General features: G+C 41.2%; 14 protein-coding genes. 9 read left to right on the forward strand and 5 right to left on the reverse strand.

Annotated elements, in window-relative coordinates; translation table 11 throughout:
- The first annotated feature begins 117 nt into the window (after positions 1–117).
- Positions 118–2,520 (forward strand): dockerin type I repeat-containing protein, encoded by a 2,403-nt coding sequence (locus BUB28_RS08225; RefSeq protein WP_072950515.1) that lies wholly within the window; start codon positions 118–120, stop codon positions 2,518–2,520.
- Positions 2,521–2,617: 97 nt separating this feature from the next.
- On the opposite strand, the gene BUB28_RS08230 is transcribed toward BUB28_RS08225, so the two are convergent.
- The 3 genes from BUB28_RS08230 to BUB28_RS08240 form a co-directional block, all read right to left on the reverse strand.
- Positions 2,618–3,025: a putative periplasmic lipoprotein gene (locus BUB28_RS08230; protein ID WP_072950517.1), complete on the reverse strand. Its 408-nt coding sequence runs from the start codon at positions 3,023–3,025 to the stop codon at positions 2,618–2,620.
- A gap of 307 nt (positions 3,026–3,332) precedes the next feature.
- Complete coding sequence (locus BUB28_RS08235; RefSeq protein ID WP_072950518.1) at positions 3,333–4,673, reverse strand: hypothetical protein; 1,341 nt, start codon at positions 4,671–4,673, stop codon at positions 3,333–3,335.
- Positions 4,674–5,827: 1,154 nt separating this feature from the next.
- Positions 5,828–6,637 (reverse strand): NUDIX hydrolase, encoded by an 810-nt coding sequence (locus tag BUB28_RS08240; protein WP_175547822.1) that lies wholly within the window; start codon positions 6,635–6,637, stop codon positions 5,828–5,830.
- 267 nt (positions 6,638–6,904) lie between these two features.
- On the opposite strand from BUB28_RS08240, the gene BUB28_RS08245 reads away from it, so the two are divergent.
- The 3 genes from BUB28_RS08245 to BUB28_RS08255 are packed head-to-tail and all read left to right on the forward strand — an operon-like array spanning position 6,905 to position 10,024.
- On the forward strand, positions 6,905–7,876 hold the full coding sequence (locus tag BUB28_RS08245) for a J domain-containing protein (protein ID WP_072950521.1): 972 nt from the start codon (positions 6,905–6,907) through the stop codon (positions 7,874–7,876).
- 27 nt (positions 7,877–7,903) lie between these two features.
- Positions 7,904–8,812: a hypothetical protein gene (locus BUB28_RS08250; protein ID WP_072950523.1), complete on the forward strand. Its 909-nt coding sequence runs from the start codon at positions 7,904–7,906 to the stop codon at positions 8,810–8,812.
- A 9-nt stretch (positions 8,813–8,821) separates the two neighbouring features.
- Positions 8,822–10,024 carry an adenylosuccinate synthetase gene (locus BUB28_RS08255; protein ID WP_072950525.1) on the forward strand — a complete coding sequence of 401 codons (1,203 nt, stop codon included), beginning with the start codon at positions 8,822–8,824 and terminating at the stop codon, positions 10,022–10,024.
- A gap of 171 nt (positions 10,025–10,195) precedes the next feature.
- On the opposite strand, the gene BUB28_RS08260 is transcribed toward BUB28_RS08255, so the two are convergent.
- Entirely contained in the window at positions 10,196–13,498 is a 3,303-nt protein-coding gene (locus tag BUB28_RS08260; RefSeq protein ID WP_072950526.1) for a carbohydrate-binding domain-containing protein, read from the reverse strand.
- A gap of 405 nt (positions 13,499–13,903) precedes the next feature.
- On the opposite strand from BUB28_RS08260, the gene BUB28_RS17035 reads away from it, so the two are divergent.
- Both BUB28_RS17035 and BUB28_RS08265 read left to right on the forward strand, forming a co-directional pair.
- The gene (locus tag BUB28_RS17035; protein WP_175547823.1) at positions 13,904–14,065 is read left to right on the forward strand and encodes a hypothetical protein; all 162 of its coding nucleotides are present in this window, start codon (positions 13,904–13,906) and stop codon (positions 14,063–14,065) included.
- A gap of 26 nt (positions 14,066–14,091) precedes the next feature.
- Positions 14,092–18,171, forward strand: a complete 4,080-nt coding sequence (locus BUB28_RS08265; RefSeq protein WP_072950528.1) for a leucine-rich repeat protein — start codon at positions 14,092–14,094, stop codon at positions 18,169–18,171.
- Positions 18,172–18,392: 221 nt separating this feature from the next.
- On the opposite strand, the gene BUB28_RS08270 is transcribed toward BUB28_RS08265, so the two are convergent.
- Positions 18,393–19,931, reverse strand: coding sequence for a sensor histidine kinase (locus BUB28_RS08270; RefSeq protein ID WP_072950529.1), 1,539 nt, complete (start codon positions 19,929–19,931; stop codon positions 18,393–18,395).
- Between the two features lie 90 nt (positions 19,932–20,021).
- On the opposite strand from BUB28_RS08270, the gene BUB28_RS08275 reads away from it, so the two are divergent.
- The 3 genes from BUB28_RS08275 to BUB28_RS08285 all read left to right on the forward strand — a co-directional run bounded on the left by BUB28_RS08275 (position 20,022) and on the right by BUB28_RS08285 (position 22,218).
- Positions 20,022–20,708 carry a response regulator transcription factor gene (locus BUB28_RS08275; RefSeq protein ID WP_072950531.1) on the forward strand — a complete coding sequence of 229 codons (687 nt, stop codon included), beginning with the start codon at positions 20,022–20,024 and terminating at the stop codon, positions 20,706–20,708.
- Between the two features lie 117 nt (positions 20,709–20,825).
- Positions 20,826–21,647 (forward strand): SH3 domain-containing protein, encoded by an 822-nt coding sequence (locus BUB28_RS08280; protein WP_072950532.1) that lies wholly within the window; start codon positions 20,826–20,828, stop codon positions 21,645–21,647.
- Positions 21,648–21,675: 28 nt separating this feature from the next.
- Positions 21,676–22,218 carry a hypothetical protein gene (locus BUB28_RS08285; protein ID WP_072950534.1) on the forward strand — a complete coding sequence of 181 codons (543 nt, stop codon included), beginning with the start codon at positions 21,676–21,678 and terminating at the stop codon, positions 22,216–22,218.
- Positions 22,219–22,223: the final 5 nt, after the last annotated feature.

Consider the following 22,223-nt stretch of genomic DNA (forward strand, 5'->3'; position numbering starts at 1 on the left):
CGTAAGTATTTACCCTGTTACAAAGATATTTTTGTGACAAATTATATATTTTTGCGTTGACTATGTTTGAAAAATGTGCTATATTATAAGTACTATGATAAAGAGAGGGGGTTTCTTATGAAACCAAACAAGTTTTTTGCAGCAGTTACAGCTATAATGCTTGCCGCAGCAAATTCAGCAATTCTTACACCAACATTTTGTGCAACGGCAGAAGAGGGAACGTCTGTTGACATGTTTTGGGGCTCAGGAGAATGCACTGTGACCATATCCGTTGTGGATATCGACACAGGCAAAAACATTGAGGGAGTTGAGCTCTGGTTTGAGCAAAATCCCCATGGTACAGGGTTGGGATCCGGGCCGTGGAATACATCTGACGAACCTGTTAAGACCTTTGAAGGCCTTGATGAAAACTACCTGTACGCTATCCATTTCAGTGATACTCCGGAAGAATATGATCTCCCTTCTGAAATGGATTTCAGGTTTGATAATGAGGGAGAGAACAAGGAAATAGTCATCAGAGGCGTTCCGAAAAATGCCAAAAGGGGCGTACGCTTTTTCGCAGATAACTGGACAAACGCCGTTCCTTCGGAAGATGGCAGATATATGGCGGGGACAAAGGAGTATAATGATTTCCTGTATGCATATGTATATGATGAGGACGGTAAACGCTTTACATCTAAGTCACTGGGCTGGGGCGTATATGATATGTATCTTCCTGACGGCAAGTACAAGATAAAAGTAGTTCCAAGTGACAGCGATTATGAGGTGATAACCGAGGATTTAGATATCGCAAAGACCGCTATGGATATGGAGTTCATAAAAGATTATCTGGAATTTCCCGATAAGGACGGTTTTATGGATATCGAGGTAGTAGGCGGAAAGCTTACGAAGGAAATCACATATTATATACGTATGAAGCCTGAGGTGGTTGAATATACCAAGAACGGCTGTAAGGTAAATGTATCTATAGTTGATATGTATACAAACAAGCCTGTAGAGGGCGTAAAGGTAAAGTTCATAACCGATATCTTCACCGCGAAGGGCAAAAAGATCGACGAGTGGGATACAACAGATGAGCCCGTAAAACATATTAAGGACTTAGCTGCTCTCCGGTGGTATTCAGTTGAAATAGTGGATATGCCTGAGGGATATCATATTGATAAGAGTACTTCATTCAATTTTTCAAAGCTTGGCGATACAAAAGATATTGTGATAAGGGCAGTTCCGATCGAAGAGGATAAGAAGCCAAATATAGACATAACCGTTTATGACTGGACAGATCTTGTTGTGGATCCCGCAGACGGAACCTATGAGGGCTACAGGGTAATGGATCAGAGCGAGTATACTCTGCAAGTATATACCGATGAGTACGGAAGCTTTGATGCTACAGCAAGAGATATCCACTTACCTGACGGAAAATATAGTTACCAGGTATTTTTCGGCAAAAATGATTATATGCAAGTTGATGAACAGGGATATAAGGCAAGAGCGGTACGCAAGATATTCGGAAAGGATTTCGTTATCCCTAAAGAAGATGAAGCTTTATCACTTGAGATAAAGGACGGCGTTACTGTAGGTCAGCCTTGTCTGTTCGTTGAAAGCTGGAACAAGTCAAAAACTAACTGTACACTTGATCTTAAAGTGATTGACGGTGTAACAGGAAAGCCTTTTAATGGCGCAGAGTATAGAGTAGTTCGTCTTACAGAGGAAAATGAGGAAAAGGCTGAGGAGCTTGGCATTGAGGCTACCAACGGCGGTTTGATACCTGCGGAAGGATATGGAGTAGTGCCCGAGAGCGGAACAGTTACCGTTAATGGGCTTGAACCGTATGTAAAGTATGCTGTTATCGCCAATTCAGAAAATATGTCTATTATCAATCCTGCGCCCAGATTTATAACATTTGACAAGGACGGCGATAAAAAGGAAGTTACTATGAAGCTTTACCATGTTAGTGAAACAGAGGGCTGTTTTGTGAAGATATCCGTGCTTGACGCAGAAACAGGAAAAACTCCGTATACCGAATTCAAGATAATGCGTATCCCCGAGGAGTATGCGGCAAATGCCGAAGCACTTGATATATCCGAAATAGAAAATATAGGAGTTAAGTGCCTCGAAGGAGAAACAACTGCTGAGGCAGGTACTATTGAGGTAAATCTTGAACCAAATGCAACATATGCAGTGATGCTTGCTGATTTTGCAGAGATATATAACGGTGCAAGCCCCGTTATCGTGCGCTTTGATGGTACAGCTTTACAGAAAAAGGAAGTAAATATTACGCTTACACCTTTCTACTATATGAAGGGCGATGCTAACTGCGACGGTCAGGTTGATATGTCAGACGTTGTACTTATCATGCAGTCACTTGCAAATCCTGATAAGTACGGTGAAAACGGTACAGCAGAGCTTCACATTACCGAATATGGCAAGAAAAACGGAGATACAGACGGCGACGGACTTACAGTCGGCGACGCACAGCGCATACAGCTTTATCTCTTGAACAAGGTAGACTCATTGAGTTAATAACAGAAAAAGCTCCGGCTATATTGCAATATAGTCGGAGCTTTTATTTTGAATTGATCTGCGTTAAATAAAAACTGTTTCACAGAATACAGTGTTCTTAATCAACAGGAATGATAGGAAGGTCTATTGAGCCGTCGGGATTGACCTTTACATCGTTGTTTTCAGGCGTTACAGTCTCCTGAGTCGGTTCGGGTGCTTCTGTTGCAGGGACGGTAGCTTCCTCTTTGCTCTCTTCTTTCTCACTTGTTTTTTCTGTTACCTGCGAAGTCACTGAGGTAGCTTTCTCGGACTGCTTTTCATCAGTTTTGCTCGTTGTGACTATTTCAGAAGTGGTTTTTTCAGTGCTGGTGATATTTTTTGCTGTTGTCACTTCTGTTGAAATAGCAGCAGAGGTTGTGACAGCCGCATCGGAAGGCTTGTTATTCTTATCTGTATTGCCGTTTCCGTCTTTACAGCCTGTCAGCAGCAGAGATGCTGCAAGAAAAATAGGTATAAGCTTTTTCATAATTCTCCTTTTACTGCAACAGGCAGCCTCATTAACTTCGATACTCATATAGGAGTTTTGCACTGATTATTGAGAGAACCCCTTTTGAAAAAGGGGCGGGGGAAAGCCTTTCTTCAGAAAGGTTTCCCCCGATAAATAGTATAAGTTTCTATATTAGTATCACAGTTAACGAGTTGCCTGTTCCGGATCAATATGTCTGTAATTCATCAAGGCTTGTTGTGATAACATCTTCATTATCAAACTCAACAATTTCAAGCTCAGGTGATGTATATACTTCTTTAGCGTTCATAATCTGTCCTTCCTTTCCTTAACCAACATAATTACTTGCAGCGGTATAATACTCATAAAGTGCATTAGCCATTGCAGTATCCTTCTTAGGAGCGTCATCCTTGCTCATAACACGGTAAGCCCATGCCATAGGAGTGAAGAGGTAATGAGTACCTAAGTAATTGATATCATAAAGCTGACCTAACTTTGTAGGTGCGATATTAGGTATCTCGAAGCAATACTTGTCATTTGCGCCCTTAATTGCGTAAGCGTCAAAATATTCATCTATTTTGCCCATTGGCTCAGCGCCTGCCATATTACTTGCTTTCTCGTCGTAATTTGCTACGTACAGACGAACAGCAAGCTTTGAACTAAGAACAAGTGAGATCATAGCATCGCTTGGCTCAAGTGAAGATGTAGTAAATGTCTCGCCCTCCACCATCTTGCTTGGCTTGAAAAGGTTGTAAGAAAAGCCTTCGCCGAATGAAACGACTGAATTGAGAATATCGTTTGTGTGATCCTTTACCTTAGGTAATTCACTGCCGCCGAAATATGATGCGGAAACAGCTCCGTACTGCTTTGTTGCGTTTACAAGAGCTTCAAGCTTAGTGTTTCCTGTAGTATCAACAGCAGCAAGATAGTCGTTTACTGAAAAAGCAAGAGTGTCTATTGCTTTTTCGTTGCTGCCGTAATAAAGCTCAGCAGTGATCTTGCTGTCCATCTTGCTTGCATTGACATTAGCTGTTGCACAGTAAACTTCCTTGCCGTTAATAGTCTTGATTTCAAGATCCTGAACTGTATTTGCCTCAGCGCAATCGCCTGATAATTTAACCTTGAGATCAGCTGAGTTGCTGTTATTGACTTCACCAACAATGAAGTTCATGCTGATGCCGTCATTGAGAGTAATATTTCTTCCGTCGAATTTCGGAGCAGTAAGTCCTAAAACGAAAGGATCTTCAGATGTACCGCTGCCGCTTGCTATATAGAAGCCCTCAGGATCAACAGAAGCGTCCTTACGTGTTATATAAAAACCTTTGTGAAGCGGGATAAGCTCAACATCGCCTGTTTTCCAGATGTACTGATTGTCGAAATCAGAATTTTCATAGCCTGTTATTGTAAGATCGCTGTTGACTTCTGCTAATGCTTTGCCTGAATTAGGATCGTCATCAACTATGAAATATGTCTTGCCTGTTATGCTGATAGTATCGCCGACTTTGAAAAGTGTGCCTACTGCGGGTGCCTTTGCAACTGATTCTGCATTAGCAACGAGTGCGTTGTCTGCCTTGAATAAGCTGCTTCCGCATACAGGCATTGCACCTGCTGTTAGAGCCATTGACATTAAGAATGCTGTTGCTTTTTTCCAGCTACATTTGTTTTTCATTATAAGTCCTCCTCGTTTTTTCAAAAATGTCATATTAAAAGCAGTTATTTTCTGCTGATAAACTTAACGATAACATTTTTAATTATTATGGTGCATTTTGTTTTTGTCACCATGCTTGTGCTGAACACTTGAAAAGGGAACGAGAAGGTATCAGGTATTTTGTTATTTTATTACATTCTTTGTAAAAACATCGGACCCTTTCAGAATAGTATACAATATGTTGATTAAAACTACTTATATACTTTCAGTCGTTGCCAATTATAGCATAGCTTATCTCAAATGTCAATACCTTTATTGCCGTTGTTATACTGTTGTTGCGCCTCAAAAAAACTAATAAGTTGAAGCAATTAATTCTACATAAATATCGTTTGAAAATATTATAGCTACATGAAAGCATTATGCAGCATTTTGAACTCAAGCGGATTATCGGCAAGTTTTCGGCAAATTCAGCGCTTTTGCGCATTTTATGGCAGTATTTTTTTCACGATATTATGAACCAATCCTCTCATCATCACTGCCTGTTGTAAAGTCATATGATCTTTGAGCTTCTCTGTAGCTTTTTGCTGAAATTATGCGATTATATGGAAAACATTTTATATGTGTCAGGATAAAAATGACAATATTTGGTATATCAAAACAGTGAAATAACGCGCTTAAACCTACATTTTCATAAGGATAGCAGTATTAGATCGCAGCAGATCATTGAACAAAGTATAAACGGAATAAAAAAATTCCCCGCAAATGCAGGGAATTTCCATTTCATTCTAAAACAAACTCTGTCCTAACCTTGATACCCATATAGAAATTTTACACTAATTATTGAGAGAAGCCCTTTTGAAAAAGGGGTTCCTCTGACGGAGGACGTCCCCTCTGTCACTGCGTGACATCTCCCCACAGTGTGGGGAGTCACTCTCAAACTCTCTCCCTAAAACTTTCAGTTTTATTTTTTCTCAGATAGGGCACACCCTGCATTACTTGTGGGGCTTTTTTATTTTGGTGTGCCCTATCTGAGAAAAAATCAGCTAAAAAAGTCTTTGGAAAGGGGTTCGGGGGAAAGCCTTTCTTCAGAAAGGTTTCCCCCGATAAATAGTATAAGCTACTATATTAGTATCAAGGTTATGAATGGAGCGTATTATTTCCGCTCGATCTGATGCTCAGAGAGATGAGCTATTATCGGGTGATATTGCCTTTTTTGTGAAAAGCTTTGACGGACGATGACCTGCACCGCCCTCTATGCCGCCTGTCTCCTCGACATATGGTGCTATTTTTCGCCTGAAATTAGCCATTATAAGCTTTTTGCCCAGAATGGCTTCATATACCTGCTGGAGCTCTGTAAGGGTGAATTTCTCGGGCAGCAGTCTGAATGCGGCATATGGCTTTTCAAGGCTGTTTCTCAGCTTCAGTAATGCATTGACGATTATTTCGACATGGTCAAAGGCAAGGCTGTTTTTTGGTATCTCAGCCTCCGCAGACTGGTTATACAGCTCGTTGGGATTGTTTATCCTGACCTCGGAGATATATTCTCTGCCGTTATTGTCAGTAAGTACAAGGGTATGTCTGCCGTCCGACTCCTTCAGCGATACCTCGTACCATTCCGCATTCTTGTCCTTGATCGCTTTTGTGTACTCTATGACAGTCCAGTAGCAGCATGAGATTATCCAGCCTCTCGGGTCTCTGCCCAGTCTTGAAAGATTGCACAGCAGCGAGAGTGGCGGACATTCAACGCCTGTTTTCTCCTTCAGCTTGCGGAAAGCAGTTTCCTCAATAGTCTCCTCACGGCAGCAAAATCCACCCGGAAGGGCGAGCATATTCTCGAACGGTTCTTCTGTACGTCTTACAAGAAGTACGGAAAGAACGGGCTTTGAAAGGTGTCTGTAGCTTTCACTGTTGCTTTTGCGGACAGTAAATACCACTATATCGGCAGCTACTGACGGTCTGTCGTATTTTGTTATATCGTAATCCATAGGAACCTCCGATGATAATATCTGATTAATAATATCACATATTCGCCGCATCTGTCAATACTTATGGAATTTTCGTCACCTTATACATAGATAATATCATTATGATATTATCTTATTGTAACAAACATAGAAACTATCATATTCCTATTGACAAAACTTGATGATAATGTTATTATGATAATAACAAAAGGATATTAATTCAAGAAGCTCTTTTATTTTAGCTTTTGTTAATATCATTTTGATTTTATCACAAAGAGGGAAGCAGGTATGGATATATCAGATATTCTTAAATGTAAATGCTGCAAGGATATTTTTCCTGAGGATATTTCTCTTGCTCAGCCGCTTTATATGGCTCTGATGCTGAAATATCACCCTGATAAATGCAGCGATCCGAGGGCTGCAGAAGCGTCAGCCGTGATAAACGAGCTTTACGGAAAGCTCAAAAAAGCTCACACCTTTAAGGAAAAGCTGTTTCGATGCGGCAGCCGTGCCATCGAGATAAAGTATCTTATGTCGCTTACGCAGGAATACGGTATGGAGTACATAGGTGAGAGGAATGTTTACTTTCTTATCAGGAATGAACTTGCTGACTGCTACATTGATTCCGAAGCCAAAACAGACCTGTTTTTCAGGGAGTATCTTCCGCAGCAGATACTTGCGCAGGCAGAAGTGTTCCTGCCGCTGGTAACGCATATCTTCAACACCGATGAGGGCTTGCTCATAGAGACCTGCAAGCGGTCAGGAGAGCTTCCGCTGTCAAGGATACTTGCTTTCTACGGCGGCAGACCTGACAGCCGACACGCTGCATGGATCATCTCACGGCTGCTTGGGATATGCTGTTATGCAGAGACAAGAGGGATAGTGTGGAACTGTCTTGCTGAGGAAAATCTATTTATTGATCCCGCGGAGCATACTGTGAGAGTCGGGGGAGGCTGGTGGTTTGCCGCAAGAGAGGGCAGCAGAATGACAGGAGTTCAGTCAGGCGTATACGAGTCGCTTTCATCGCTTACCAAGACTGACGGCATTGCGCAGCATATCACCGATCTTGAATGTGTAAAGGATGTAGCAAGGCGCATACTTCCCGATGACGCTCCTGATGCTGTAAAAAAGTATGCTGAGAGCATATGCAGCAGCTCAGCATTTGAAGAAATGGAGAAATGGGAAAACGTGATAATCGACGGCTTCGGCGGAAGAAAATTCACACATATGAACGTAAGACTGCCTGATATTTCAGGCTGAAATAAAAAAATAACAGGAGGTACTAATATGGGATACGGTTCATGGAGTTCAAAAGACTGGAAAAACTATTCGTCTGCAAGGATCAGCGGAAAAAAGGTAGACGACATCTACAAGGCGACCAAGATAGATGCGAAATATGATCCGAAGAATATCAAATACAGAGAAAGTCTTGATTCAGCAGATCACCCCGTAACTACTCCTATTATCATAGGTCTTGATGTTACAGGCTCTATGAGCGATCTGCTTGATGTAACTGCAAAACGTCTGGGCGAGATGGTCAAGGATATAATCGAACGCCAGCCTGTTGAGGGATCGCAGATAATGTTCTGTGCTGTTGGTGATTCAAGATGTGACATTTCACCTTTACAGGCTACACAGTTTGAATCCGATATACGCATTGCCAGCCAGCTTACAGACCTTTGGTTCGAGCGTGGCGGCGGCGGAAACAATTTCGAGAGCTATCCTCTTGTTTGGTATCTTGCCGCAAACAAAACAAAGACAGACGCATGGAATAAGCGACAGAAAAAGGGCATTATCTTTACACTTGGCGATGACGGATTTCCTGAGAAGCTGCTTGCAAAGGAGATAGAAAAGGTATTCGGCGACTGCGTAAGGGAGGATATAGATACAGAGGCACTGCTTGCACAGGTAAGCAGAAAATACGACGTTTTCCACCTTATGGTCATGGACGGACGAAACGAAAGAATAGTAAAGTTGCCGAAGTGGCGTAAGCTAATGGGTGAAAGAGCTATATCAGTAACGGACGTAAATGCTATCCCCGAGATAATCGTTTCGCTGCTCGAAAGCGTTGCGGGAAGAGATACTGAGGATATAATCAATTCGTGGGACGGCGATACACAGCTTGCTGTAAGGAATGCTCTTGGCGGACTTCCGACACGAAAAAGGAGCATGCTTAACAGCATTATCAGATTTTGAGGTGATAAAATGAAAAAAGCATATGCGGTCATAGGAGCAAATTTCGGTGACGAGGGAAAAGGCTTGATGACAGACCTTTTCTGCCGCACAGACGGCAGCGTCATAAACATAAGAAGCAACGGCGGAGCACAGGCAGGTCATACTGTGTGTACAATTGACGGAAAAAGGCATATTTTTTCGCATATAGGTTCAGGCTGCTTTGCAGGTGCGGATACCTATCTTTCCGAGTATTTTATCCTTAACCCTATGCTTTTTTCAAAGGAACTGAGCGTACTCGGCAGCAATACAGGCAATATCTTCATCGACAGACGTTGTAAGGTAACTCTGCCATGTGATATGCTGCTGAATCAGTTTGCAGAAACTATACGCGGCAGTGAACGTCACGGTAGCTGCGGTGTGGGAGTATTCGAGACTATCGTCCGCAGCAGGGACAGCAGATACTCTTTTAATTACGATTATGTACTGAAAGCGAATAGGGACGCTTTAAGGGATTTGATAAATAAAATAAATTCGGAGTACTGCCGACAGCGCGGGAAAGAATTAGGCATCAAGGGAGATGCGGAAAAGGAACTGCAAGATATACTCTCAAATGATATACTTACAGAGAATTACCTCGACGACCTGTATGCTATGGCAGCTATCTGCCGCGATGCTGACGAACAGATCATAGAGGAGTATGATACGGCTGTATTTGAGGGGGCTCAGGGGCTATTGCTTGATCGTAACAGAGAGGACTATTTTCCGCATCTTACTCCCTCGGATACGGGTATGAAGAATATCCGTGCTGTACTGGACAGGCTCGAAAAGCGTGATACCGAAATATGCTACGTTACAAGATCCTTCTTTACACGTCACGGTGCAGGCAGGTTTGATACAGAATCAAAAGCTATAGCAGAGGAATACGGACTTTACGACAAGACCAACGCTCCGAATGAATATCAGGGAGTTTTCAGATATGGCTGGTTCGATCTTCCCGAATTCATGAATTCGCTTGCACTTGACAAAAGGTATATCGCAAATGACGAAAGAATATCCATTGCCGTAACTCATCTCGATATGACTGAAGGTATGGTCGTATGTCCTACGGGAAAGCTTCTGCCTGAGGATATTGCATATATGGCTGTAGCAGATGTGCTATATAAGGTGAGTGGCGAGACCGCAGCAGACGTTGTTTGTCAGCCCGTTGCAGAAAAAGCTATGGCACGATTGTGATGTTCATATAGAAATCTACGCTTATTATTGAGAGAAGCCCCTTTTGAAAAAGGGGTGGGGGAAAGCCTTTCTTCAGAAAGGTTTCCCCCGATAAAAATTACAAGTTTCTATATGAATATAGCGGTTATAGTAGGAGTTTTTGAGTGATTGAAATCACATTATCATGGGATATCACTTAACAGCTGTACCGCCTGTAAGTGTACCGCCGTATGCAGCGAGCTGAGTCTGGTCGAGCTGCTGGAAGTAAGTCGAACCATTGAGAGTTCCGCCTGTATAGAATGAAGCTCCCGAGGTGTTTTTGCCGCCTGCCTTGAGCTGGCTTACAGCCTTGTCAACGATAAAGGATACGATGACCTTTCCATCGTTTCCTACAAGTGACAGCCTTGTATTTGCGGATACATTAGATGAAGCTGTTACGGAAGCAGTCATTTCGCTGCCGCCCATGCTCATACCGCCTGACGGACAGTTTGAGACCCATGTTCCGCCATTTACAATGATAGAGCTGCCGCGGTCACCGCAGTCAAATGGCTCGTTGCCGTTTGATACGATATATCCGCCGTTTATTTCGATATTACCGTTTGAATCGTAACCGTCATGGTCACCGTTTGTTGCGTTTACTATAGCAAAGCCGCCGTTGAACTGCATGAGATAGTCTCCTGAGCTGCCGCCGAAGCCGCCTTCTCCGAAGCCTCCGCCGCCCTGTCCCCAAGGCATACCCGGATTGCCCATGCCTGAACCGTCACTGCCGCCTGCCGCATTGAAGCCGTCGTCAGTGGAGTTCACGATAACCGAACCGCTGTTCTGGTAAATTTTCTGAGCTTCGATACCCTCGTAGCACTTCTCAACGTATATAACGATGTCGTCATACTTTCCGCTGTCCTTTGTGCCGATAGTGAGAGTATGGTCTGAGTGAGCACCGTCATCAGCAGAAGCAAGCTTCAATTCGCCGCCTGTGAGAGTCATATCGCCGCCGCAGTGTATGCAGTCGTCGGAAGAGTCGATAGTGATAGTACCGCCGTTTATTGCGATATCACCGGCGCTCTCCCATGTTGTACCTGCTTCGTCATAGATACCTACAGCCTTTATGCCCTTTGCGGAGATATCGGTCTTGTTGGAGCTTCCGTCCATACCGAAGCCGCCAAATCCGCCGCCTCCGGGTCTGCCGCCGAAACCGCCCTGCTGACCGCCTGTAGTCGTGCCGCTGCCTGTATATGAGCTGCCCTCATAGGTCTTTATTGTAAGGTCTCCGCCGTTCATGGTGAAGAACTGTTCTGCTGATATGCCGTCAGCGTAGGAGTCTATATTTACAGTACCGCCGTTGATAGTAACGAGTCCCAGCTGCTTTGCTGTTGAAGAAACATCTGTTGAAGTAGCCTTGATGCCATCGCCAGACTTGGTCTTTACGGTAACAGAGAGTGATGAATAGTCCACCTCTGTGCCGTCTGATGATGTATTACCAATGGTAACGCTGTCCTTGCTGCGGATACCGTCGTCGGCAGCGTTTACTACTAATGTACCATTATATACTTTGATATCGTCCTTGCCGACGATAGCGTCTGCCGCATTTCCGTTTACTGTGAGCTTGCCCTTGCCCTTGAACTTTATATCGTCCTTGGAGTATATAGCTCCTGTATCGCCGTCAGCATTGGTATATTCCGTACCGTCGGAGATAGTGTTTTCTGTACCGTTCTTAGCGACAATTACGACCTCGTCTGCTATAGAAGCTACATATATAGGTGAATTCTTTGTATTTGTAAGGCTCATGCCGCTGAGATCGAGTTCAACGACACCGTCAGGATATGCAGTCTTGTCAACATCAACAACTATCTGTCCGCCTGTCATCTCACCTGTTACTGTGAAAACGCCGGGCTGAGAAATAGTGCAGATGTTATTTTCGATTTTTGCTTCTGAGGAAGCATTTGTAGTCATGCCTGAGTCTGAAAGAGTTATAGTAAGTCCGTCTGTCGTATTTGAAGGTGGAACTACAGTGCCTTCTTCTGCACCTGCGGGATTAACGTCATTGTAAACATTAACGCCCTTCTTGATAACGAAGTTGGACTCGTTGGCAGAACCATTGAATGTAACAAGCTTTTCTGTGCTTGTGTTCTTGAATTGGGCTGTTCCTTCCTGTAAGCTGTTTGTACTGATAAGTACATATTTATACTTCTTCTGGAAGATGGTGCTGTCCTTGTTTACATTCATTTCGGGAGCCATTACTGCCCACTCGAAGTTATTTGCCTTTTTCCATGTACCGTCTTTCTCGTTTGTTGAGTCGGCAATGCAGTTGAAGAGGAGTACAGGCTGGTTGCCTGCTGTTATGAGCTTTTCATCTGCCTGATTGTCGACAGCAGTAGCAACAACTACGCCGCCTGTGATATTTACGCCAGTTACAGCTGTAAGTCCGCGGTCACCGCCTGCGATAAGTGCGCCGCCGCTGATATCAATGGTAGTTTCAGCCTGTACAGCGTCGTTTCCTGCCTTTACAGCAACAGAACCGCCCTCAATGGCAACAGCGTCCTTGCTTGATTTGATACCGTCGCCTGTAGCGTCTATCTCGACAGTGCCCTTCTTTATTGTAACCGACTTTTTAGCCTTGATGCCATCGGTCTTGTTTTCGGAATTATTTGTAATAATGTTTATTTTGCCGCCGTTTATCTTGATATCATTGTTGCATGATACAGCGTCCTGAGTATTGGCAGTGATATTGAGGATACCTGAACCCTTTTCGCCGCCCTTTATAGTGATATCGTCCTTAGCCTCGATAACAGCGGATTTAGCGAAATCGCCCTCATATGCTGTATCGCCGTCGGTGATAGTATTTTCTGTATCATCAACTATATTTATAGAGGTATTTTCTGCATTGGTAACAATTATGGCAGGAGCGCTCTTTCCTGTGATATTTACTCCGTTGAGGAATATCTTTACAGTTTCGGCATCAGCAGTCACATCAGGGATATTTACGTTGATCTGACCGTCGTCAAGAGTACCGTCGATGTAGTATTCACCTGAATGAGTGATAGTAACCTTTGTGCCTTCAACTGTGGCATTTTCGCCCTCTACTGTTATAGAATCATTCTTTAAATGGATCTTTGTTGCTTCTGTAACAGGCGGCTGTTCGTTGTTCTTGCCGCTGCTGAGTTCTCCCTTTCCGAGGAGATAAAGCTGAATAGCAAGTGCGTCGTCTGTTGATACTCCGTCAGCCTTGCCGTTACAGTCTGCATTCTTCCAGCCCTGTTCGGTTATGGCGTGTTCATCAGTACTGCCAATGCCGTACTTGTTTGGATTGGCAAGAGCCTGCATGATAAGGACTGCGTCTGACATATCAATATCGCCGTCGCAGTTTGAATCTCCTACAACTGTATTTGCAGCTGTAGTGTCGGTTTCAGCAGCATAGCTCATAACAGGGAGAGCTGTTGCAGTAATGCAGGCTGCCGAAAGTCCTGCAAAGAGTTTTTTTAAGCCATTTTTTCTCATAATTATCATTCTCCTTTTTTAATACCGCCCAATCAAATGCTTAACAGCTTCTACATTATTGTTGCTGTTTTTTATACATCTTAATATAAAACTATCCGATACCTTCCGTCAGAACATATATTGATACGTCAGGAAGGATATCTGTTATGATCTTATTATAACAGTGAATGCTGAATTGACACTGAAAAATAACGGATTTAAAGTGAAAAATTAGTGAAAATGCAGAAAAAGCTTTATTGCGGAAGATTGAATGTCAAAAATAGCTAATATGCATAAAAAAGTGCGGTCAAAATATTTTACAAATGTGCAAACAGAATGTTGACAAAAAAATCTTTTTATTTTATAATATATGATATTGCAATATAGAGGTGTTGCAATATAAAATATTTTTATAGGAGGATAACCATGAAAATCCAATTCAAAAAAGCAATATCGCTCACACCGACGTCAGTAAAAACGATATCTGCACCCACAAGCTTAGCTTCATCTGTGAAAATGGGGTATGAAACAGATGCCACAGCTAACTCACATTCCGAAAAACTGCCCTTTTTACCGTTTACAAGGTAAATCATAAGTTGAAAAGGAGAAAAAGAATGATTAAAAGAGTTATTTCAGGATTGCTTAGTGCGGTAATGGGGACAGTTTTGATCACTACTGACTTTAATACTGCACAACAGTTAAGCAACGCAAAAATCAGCAATGAAGAAAATACATTTGTTAATGACAACATGAGTATCAACGCAACAAATACACTGGGAAACTACATCAGTTATGCAATGCAGCAAAAAGAACAACCTCAGAAAATGTCATATCAGTGTGTATCGGATTATAATTATGATGTAGGATTTGCTGAATTTGATATTGAAACAAAGAGATTATTGGTATATTCATCACAGCCTTCCGATGCAAAGGTATCTGTGATCTTCAAGAACGAGGATACCGGTGAAGCGGCATTTACAGCCGAATATGAGGCAAAACAAGGAAAAGACACAATAAATACGTACGATGTGGAGATCGCAGAGTTTCCTGAATTCTTCACTATTGATATCATGCTTTTTAACAACTTTAATACACCTGTTTGTAACCCGTATACTATCACAACATATACAAGGTTCGTTCAGGAAATGAAAGCTACGGATATCTATGATTATGAAGAAGAGTATGTTGTAAATCTTGATGAAGATGAAACTACCAACTTTGTAATATTAAGTGAAGATACCATACAGGGTGAAACAACAGAGGATACAAATATACTCGTATCTGCTGACTATGAAAACGATCAGTATGTATTTGAGCATATAGATGATACTATCCGTTACCTTGACAAAGGTGACCACTTCTTTATCCGTCCTACAGAAAACGATATAATAACACTCTCTGTAAGTGATATAACTATAGACGGTGATCGTGCAACACTTACAGGTGACGGAAATACCGACGGTATATTTGATGTCATAAAGATAGAAACGCAGGCTGACGACATCAGCAATGCCGTTGTTAATGAAGAAGATATTCCTGATAATATGGAATATAATGGTATAGTCGAAGACGAAAATGGTAAAAAGGCTCTCAAGTATTCATTTTTCGAAGAATACAGTTACGATGCTATTGCTGTGAATAATACTGTGAAAGAGGAAGTGGTATATAAATTTGATCCAGATGGTGATGAACCTGAAGAAGTAGATTTGTCTAAACCTAATTGGTCAAATACAAAAATTGATAATAAACAGAAACAGAAAAAATTGAAAGCTGATCCGTCTGTAACTGGACAACTAAAGTTTTCTGCTGAATTTGGATTTCAGTTTTATCAAAAAGGATTTCACCTTGAATTTGAAATAAAGTTTTCTCCGTCATTTGCTATTGAAGTAGAAGTTGGGTGTAAAATCACCGCACCTCTTTATTCGTCTCCTAATCCTATTGGTTGGGTTGTTATTCCTGGATTATGGTTTGGAGTCAAACCAGAAATAACATTGACAGCAGATGGTAAGATAAAATATAGCAAAACATACGGATTTGTTAATATATGGTCATTAGATACATCAAGAGATGATTGGTTCAAGCATACGTGTACACCTGTTGAAGATGCAGGATACAATGTAACTAAGATCGAAGCAGATATTTCAATTACGATTGATGCTCAACCCCAGTTTTGGTTATTCAGTGAACACGTTGCTGCAATAAAACTTTCGATTCCTTTGGAGTTTGGAATTAAATGTTCGACTAATAATTTATCAGATAATGGAGTATTAAGATCTGATAAATCACCATTGACTATGTTTTTCCAGGATCAATATAATGATATATTTGGATTTAATTTTGATAAAGATACAGTGCATTCTTGTGGCTTATGTTTATCCTTTAAACCATATGTGTCGTTTAAGATAGAGTTTGTTTTAAAAATAAAATGTATTCCGTTCACTGATGATATTAAAGCAACTATATTAGAATTAGATACAAGAAAATCTCATAATGAAGACATAAAAAACTTTAAAATATACTATAGTATTTCACACAATGAAAAAGATTTCGGCGATTGTCCATATAAGGCTTATAAAACAACTTTTGACCTCAACGGTAGTATGGAAGTTCCTGATGCAGGAGCTGAAGTTACAGTTGATGGTATAAAAGGTTTAACAGATATGGATGGTATTGTAAAATTCTATTGTGAAAACGGAACACATAGTTATTCTGTTTCTGTTGACGGTAAAGAAATAAAAAGCGGTTCATTTACAATAGATAATGCAGTTAAGTTTATTACTATCTCACTTGTTGAAGAAAAAGAAGATTCCTCAGACGGAGATAAGATAGTAATCACAGAACCTGTTGTTACTGGTTTTAATATGCCTTCTCATGTCGAGGAGATACCTGAAATGCCAAAAGAAAGAATCTGTATGGAATCAGGAAGACTTGGCGATCAGATCTTCTATTTTATTTATCCTAATGGTGAAATGAATATCCACGGCACAGGAGAGATGTATGATAATGCTCCTTCTATTACAAACATTTCCAAAGTTACAACAGCATACTTTATTGATACTTCTCCTGAAAACGGCGAATACATAACAAGCATCAGTAACGGATTATTCAAAGGCGCAGAAAATCTTGAAACAGTATATCTCTCAAATGAGATCACTAAAATAGGTAATGAGGCATTCGATGGTTGTACTAATCTTAAGTATTTCCGTTATGGCGGAGAAAATGATACTACTGAAACACTTGTGCTTCCTGAAAAACTTGATAGTATCGGAAACAGTGCTTTTAGAAATTGTTCTTCAGCACAAATTTCTGACTTGATAATTCCTGATAGCGTTACATATGTAGGCGACTTGGCTTTTTCAAACTGCTTTAATATAAATAAAATAACGATTGGATCGTTAGATTTAATATGCAACCATCCGTTGTATTCAATTTTGAATTCTGATGAATGTGATGATACATATTATTCTCAATTGGGAACATACCTTCCTTATTCACTGAAAACAATCGTTGTAAAAGATGGAGATACAATACCGAATAAAGCATTTTACATGATGAGTGGTATTGAAGAAATAGACTTACCTGAAGGAATAACTTCAATATCAAATGAGGCATTTTATGGTTGCTCAAAAGCAAATTTTGACTGTAAAAAGCTTTTTGAAAATGTAGAAACAATAGGTGCTTCTGCATTCTATAATTGTAAAAAAGCGGAGTTTGGAGATCTTACTTTTTCAGATTCTACTAAAACAATAGGTTCTAATGCATTTTATGGTTGCAAAGGAATTAAGTCCTTAGTAATACCAGAAACTGTTGATACTGTTATGGCTGGTGCGTTTGGCTCTTGTTCAGGTATTAAAAGTATTATAATAGAAAGTGAAAATACAAATTTCAAAGGCCTTGGAAATTGGGGAATTAAACAGATATTTGTTGGCTGTGACTCCTTAGAAACAATACAGTATCCTATTATTTCAACAAGTGATTCAGATAAAAAATACATAATAGGCGCTCTATTCCAAGAAAGCGAAAACGGAAATGTTATAATTCCTGCTTCTTTGAAAACAATAATAATAACTCAAGGCACGGAAATTGATAATAATACTTTCTGGGGATTACAGGAAAAGAATATAACAAAAGTCGTTTTACCAGATACAATAGAAAAAATAGGTAGTGACTCTTTAAGAAACTTTACAGGCCTTGAAGAGATTGTAATACCCCAAAATGTAACAGAAATTGGTTTGCGTGCTTTCCAAAAATGTAACTCATTAAAGAAAGTATATTTACATGACAATATTAAACATATCGGTGAAGCTGCATTTGAAGAGTGTACAGGAATTGAAGAGGTTAATTATGAAGGCAGCGATGAACAGTGGAATGATATTATAATAGAAGATCGTAATGACCCGATTAAACGTGGAAATGTTAAAGTCAACTTTAATGTCCCTGCACCTACAGAAGACACACCAGTTGAATGGGTATCAGGCGACGCAAACGGTGACGGTGAGATAGATATGTCAGATATCGTACTTATCATGCAGGCGCTTGCAAATCCTGACAGATATGGTGTGAACGGCACAGATCCGACACATATTACCGAAAACGGATTTAAGTACGGTGATGTAAACGGAGACGGCCTTACTGTAAAAGATGCACAGCACATTCAGCTTTATCTTTTAGGAAAGATCAGTTCTTTAGTATGATTATCAGAAAAACTCCGACCTTATGGTCGGAGTTTTTGCATATATAATCTTAGACCTTCATATAATTCAGTTACCGGATAACGCCCAAAAACATAACATAATTATTTTAATGTATTATCAAAAATAAGAACAGACGGCATATTGCCGTCTGTTTTGCTTATAAAATATTCTACATAAAACACTGGCTTTTTGAGGTGAACTGTGGTATAATGTAAATTATACTATTTAAGTGGCAGGGTAAATGTAAACGTTGTGCCCTTGCCGATTTCACTTTCTGCCCATATTCTGCCGCCGTGGGACTCCACTATGAACTTGCATATGAACAAGCCGAGTCCTGTGCCTGTTTCGGAGTGTTTACCCTTGTAGTATCGCTCCCAGATATGAGGCATATCTTCTTCCGGGATACCGCTGCCTGTGTCCTTTACGATGACCTTGACGAAGCCCTCTTCTTCCTCGGCCTTGACGAGTATCGTGCCGTTTTTAGTGTGTTTCAGAGCATTAGAGATAAGATTGACGAATACCCTCTGCAATCTTGAGCTGTCGGCTTCGACCTTTGGCAATTCAAGCGGTATACGAAGTGCAAGGCGGTTATTGTTTTTGTTCAGGACTGAAAAATAGGTCTCAACAGTCTCACGTACTATACTCTCAATATCGCAGGGAGCAAGCTCGAGAACCATGCGTCCTTCCTCGATACGTGTTGCGTCGAGTATCTGTGTTACCATAAGAGCCATGCGGTTCGACTCTGAAGCTATACGCTTGAGCTTTTCCTGTACAAGGATTGTATTGCTGCCGTTGACAAGGTCGAGTTCAGCATTTTGTGCATAGCCTGACATTGCCGCAAGAGGAGTTTTGAGCTCATGTGAAGCGTCTGAGAGAAAGGCTGTTTTCATTCGGTTGGCTTCTTCGAGAGCTTCTTTTTCCTGCTGTGCACGGAGCTGTTCAAGCTCGATGGGATCGGCGATATATTCTGCTATTTTTCGGGTATAGATCAGACAGAGCAGGATTATGATTATCAATATCGCAGATATTATAAGAAATGCTCTTCGCATAGCACGGACATTTGTGTTATTTGCGGTATCTGCGTATTTATCTATGAATTGCTCGGAATAATTATCTATTTTTCCGCTGTCGTTGGTCGTTTTGATTATACAAAGCTTTATAGGCTGTTCGTCGCTCATATCATAGACCGTATCAATACCTATTGATATATATGAATCCTCTCTCTTCATATATGATATGTTGAAGCCTGACTGTTTCAGCCATGTAACACCGTCAGTACAGCCCGGGTCACCTGCTTCGCTCTGACGGCGCTCATCAGTGTACAGATCATTCAGCAGCCATTCTGCATATTCCTGTGAATATCCGTTGGCACAGAAAAAGTAGTCGCCATGATATGCGATGATAACTTCGTCGTCTGTAAAATCCATTGTTTTATTCGTAGCGTTACAATATGAATCCAGCAGTGTGAGGCATTGTATCTCAAAGCCTTCCTGAGAGTATGTAGAATAGAAAAAGCGGCTTGCAAGATATGAGAGCCATTTTATAGAGTAATATGTATCGGTGGAGAGGATGTATTTCTGATCTTCGTAATATACGTCTTTCATATCCTCGGAAAACTGCGTAAGGGCTTCTTTTTCCTTTGTTCTTATCTGCCGCGTAAAAAACGCGAATACAGCTCCCATACATATCAGGAGCACAAACATGGAAACAAGTATCAATACAAATAATTTACGGCGAAGCTTAGATTCCTTTTTATTCATGTTATCGCCTCCTTTATTGGCTGAATTTATTATACCATATTTTTTCTTATAAGTGAACTAAATTACGAAATTGTAATCAGGGGGATTTTTATGTCACACATATTATTAGTAGAAGACGATTCCGATATCATGCGAATCAACCGCTCGTTTCTCGAAAACGAAGGATATACCGTTCATTGTGCGGATTCGGTGCAGACCGCTTCATTTATGCTGGAGGAGTGCGTTCCCGATCTTGTACTCCTTGACGTTATGCTTCCTGACGGAGACGGAATGGATTTCTGCAAGATACTCAGGCAGAAAACGAACGCGCCTGTGATCTTTCTTACTGCCCGCGATGAAAATGATGACGTAATAATGGGTTTTCGCAGCGGCGGCGACGATTACATAACCAAGCCATATGACCTTAATGTATTAAAGGCACGTATAGAAGCTCAGCTCCGCCGAAATGCCAAGCAAGCTCCTCAGACACCGAAAATAGAATTTCCGTATCTTACGGTAGACCTTTTTGCAAGCTCTGCAACACTTGACGGCAATGAGTGCTCGCTTCCTCAGCGTGAGCTTCAGATACTGTATATGCTTGCTTCACGTTTGGGAGAGCGGATAAGCTACCGTGAGATATACAAAAACATCTACGGCTGCGATGTCGAGGACAGTAAAAACACAATAAGAGTCAATATCTCCCGACTAAAAAAACACCTGAACATGGACGATATGAGCACATATGAAATAGCGTCTACCTCTGATGGTGAATATGTCCTCAGACGAATTATGTTCTGAAAAACTTTCTGATTACAGATTTGTAATTATGCAACACGGGCTCTGACGATATGATATAATGACATTGTAAACAGAGATCAATCGGTTCTCTGAATGAAAAATAAAGGAGAGTTTATTATGAAAAAATTAGTTACTTGTCTTGCAATACTTACAATGATGTCCGCAATGGTATCATGCGGAAAAACAGAATCAGACGGAACAGGCGAAAAAGTATCGGCTAAAACAACAACTTCTTCGTCCCAAACAACTACTGCCGCAGCAACAGCTGCTTCCAAGGAAGAGAAAAAGGCAGAAAATACCACATCTGCTGATGTAACAGATAAAGTAAAAACTACAGATAAAGCAGAAGCTCCTGCAAAGGAAGCTGAAAAGGAACCGCTGGTTTTAAAAGAAAGCGATCGTTTATTCGGCGGATACGTTGCCACCGATTCAGGCGACCTTAACCTGAGAGAAGAGCCTTTTACAACAGCGGCAATAATCGGTTCAATACCGAACGGAACTCAGATAGACGTCTACTCATGCGGAAAATCAGGCTGGTACGCTGCGAGCTTTAACGGCAAAACAGGCTATATAAGTGCAAATTATATCAAGGAGATACCTGCATATGATATGTCGTATGCAATTACTGACATAAGTGAGCTTGTTGGTCAGTGGAAATATCAGATAGCTCCCGAAGGCATGAATATTACAGCAGGAGCGATCGACAACGGCATTATAGATATAAGATCCGACAGTACATACGTTTATACCGACCTTGACGGCAATACACATTCGGGTACGGTAAAGGTAGAGTATGATACATTCGCCGGAGATTATAATGTTCCGTACTTTGCTTTCTACGAGGGTGATACGTTCTTTATCGGCTGTTACTGCCATGATACACATTCCGACGTATATATGACAGGCAACGGCGGTATGTCTCAGATAGTTCGTAATTAAAGAAATATCCGCAAAGAGGAGAAGCATTATGAAAAAAACAGTTTCCTGCCTTATGATACTTGCAATGATCTTTTCGGGAGTATCATGCGGCGGCTCAGGCTCGGAGAAATCCGAAGTACAGACAACAACAAAGCAGACTGCACCGCCGAAATATCCTGAAGCGACCGAATCATTCCCTGTTGAAATAAACGCCGACAGCTTTATCGGTGAATGGTCAAGCGGCAAGAACAGGATAATAATAGAGAAAAGCGGCGACGGATATATCGCTGATATTGAATGGCGCATAGGTCCGGGAGAATTTCTTAAGGATTATAAGCTGAACTATAAATGCGTGTATAATGAAACAGACTTGACAATGGCTTGCAGTGATGGAGTATTGTTTGAAACGGAATATTTTGATGATGGTACAACTGCTGAAAAACAGGTGTATGACGACGGAACGGCAATATTCAGGATCAGTGTGGAAACGCGCGAATGGCAAGGTAAGGAGCTGCATGAATATACGCTTTTATGGTTTGACGATAAGGACGATAGTTTTCGTGACTGGGAGTTCGTTAAAACCACTTTATAAGAAAA

The organism is Ruminococcus flavefaciens, from assembly GCF_900143025.1.
Taxonomy (GTDB): Bacteria; Bacillota; Clostridia; order Oscillospirales; family Ruminococcaceae; genus Ruminococcus; species Ruminococcus flavefaciens_I.

Excerpts from the sequence above, each read along its gene's own strand:
- BUB28_RS08235 (WP_072950518.1), bottom strand. The coding sequence starts at position 4,673 with ATGAAAAACAAATGTAGCTGGAAAAAAGCAACAGCATTCTTAATGTCA.
- BUB28_RS08270 (WP_072950529.1), bottom strand. The coding sequence starts at position 19,931 with ATGAATAAAAAGGAATCTAAGCTTCGCCGTAAATTATTTGTATTGATA.
- BUB28_RS08245 (WP_072950521.1), top strand. The coding sequence starts at position 6,905 with ATGGATATATCAGATATTCTTAAATGTAAATGCTGCAAGGATATTTTT.
- BUB28_RS08265 (WP_072950528.1), top strand. The coding sequence starts at position 14,092 with ATGATTAAAAGAGTTATTTCAGGATTGCTTAGTGCGGTAATGGGGACA.
- BUB28_RS17035 (WP_175547823.1), top strand. The coding sequence starts at position 13,904 with ATGAAAATCCAATTCAAAAAAGCAATATCGCTCACACCGACGTCAGTA.
- BUB28_RS08275 (WP_072950531.1), top strand. The coding sequence starts at position 20,022 with ATGTCACACATATTATTAGTAGAAGACGATTCCGATATCATGCGAATC.
- BUB28_RS08280 (WP_072950532.1), top strand. The coding sequence starts at position 20,826 with ATGAAAAAATTAGTTACTTGTCTTGCAATACTTACAATGATGTCCGCA.
- BUB28_RS08260 (WP_072950526.1), bottom strand. The coding sequence starts at position 13,498 with ATGAGAAAAAATGGCTTAAAAAAACTCTTTGCAGGACTTTCGGCAGCC.
- BUB28_RS08285 (WP_072950534.1), top strand. The coding sequence starts at position 21,676 with ATGAAAAAAACAGTTTCCTGCCTTATGATACTTGCAATGATCTTTTCG.
- BUB28_RS08225 (WP_072950515.1), top strand. The coding sequence starts at position 118 with ATGAAACCAAACAAGTTTTTTGCAGCAGTTACAGCTATAATGCTTGCC.
- BUB28_RS08240 (WP_175547822.1), bottom strand. The coding sequence starts at position 6,637 with ATGGATTACGATATAACAAAATACGACAGACCGTCAGTAGCTGCCGAT.
- BUB28_RS08250 (WP_072950523.1), top strand. The coding sequence starts at position 7,904 with ATGGGATACGGTTCATGGAGTTCAAAAGACTGGAAAAACTATTCGTCT.
- BUB28_RS08255 (WP_072950525.1), top strand. The coding sequence starts at position 8,822 with ATGAAAAAAGCATATGCGGTCATAGGAGCAAATTTCGGTGACGAGGGA.
- BUB28_RS08230 (WP_072950517.1), bottom strand. The coding sequence starts at position 3,025 with ATGAAAAAGCTTATACCTATTTTTCTTGCAGCATCTCTGCTGCTGACA.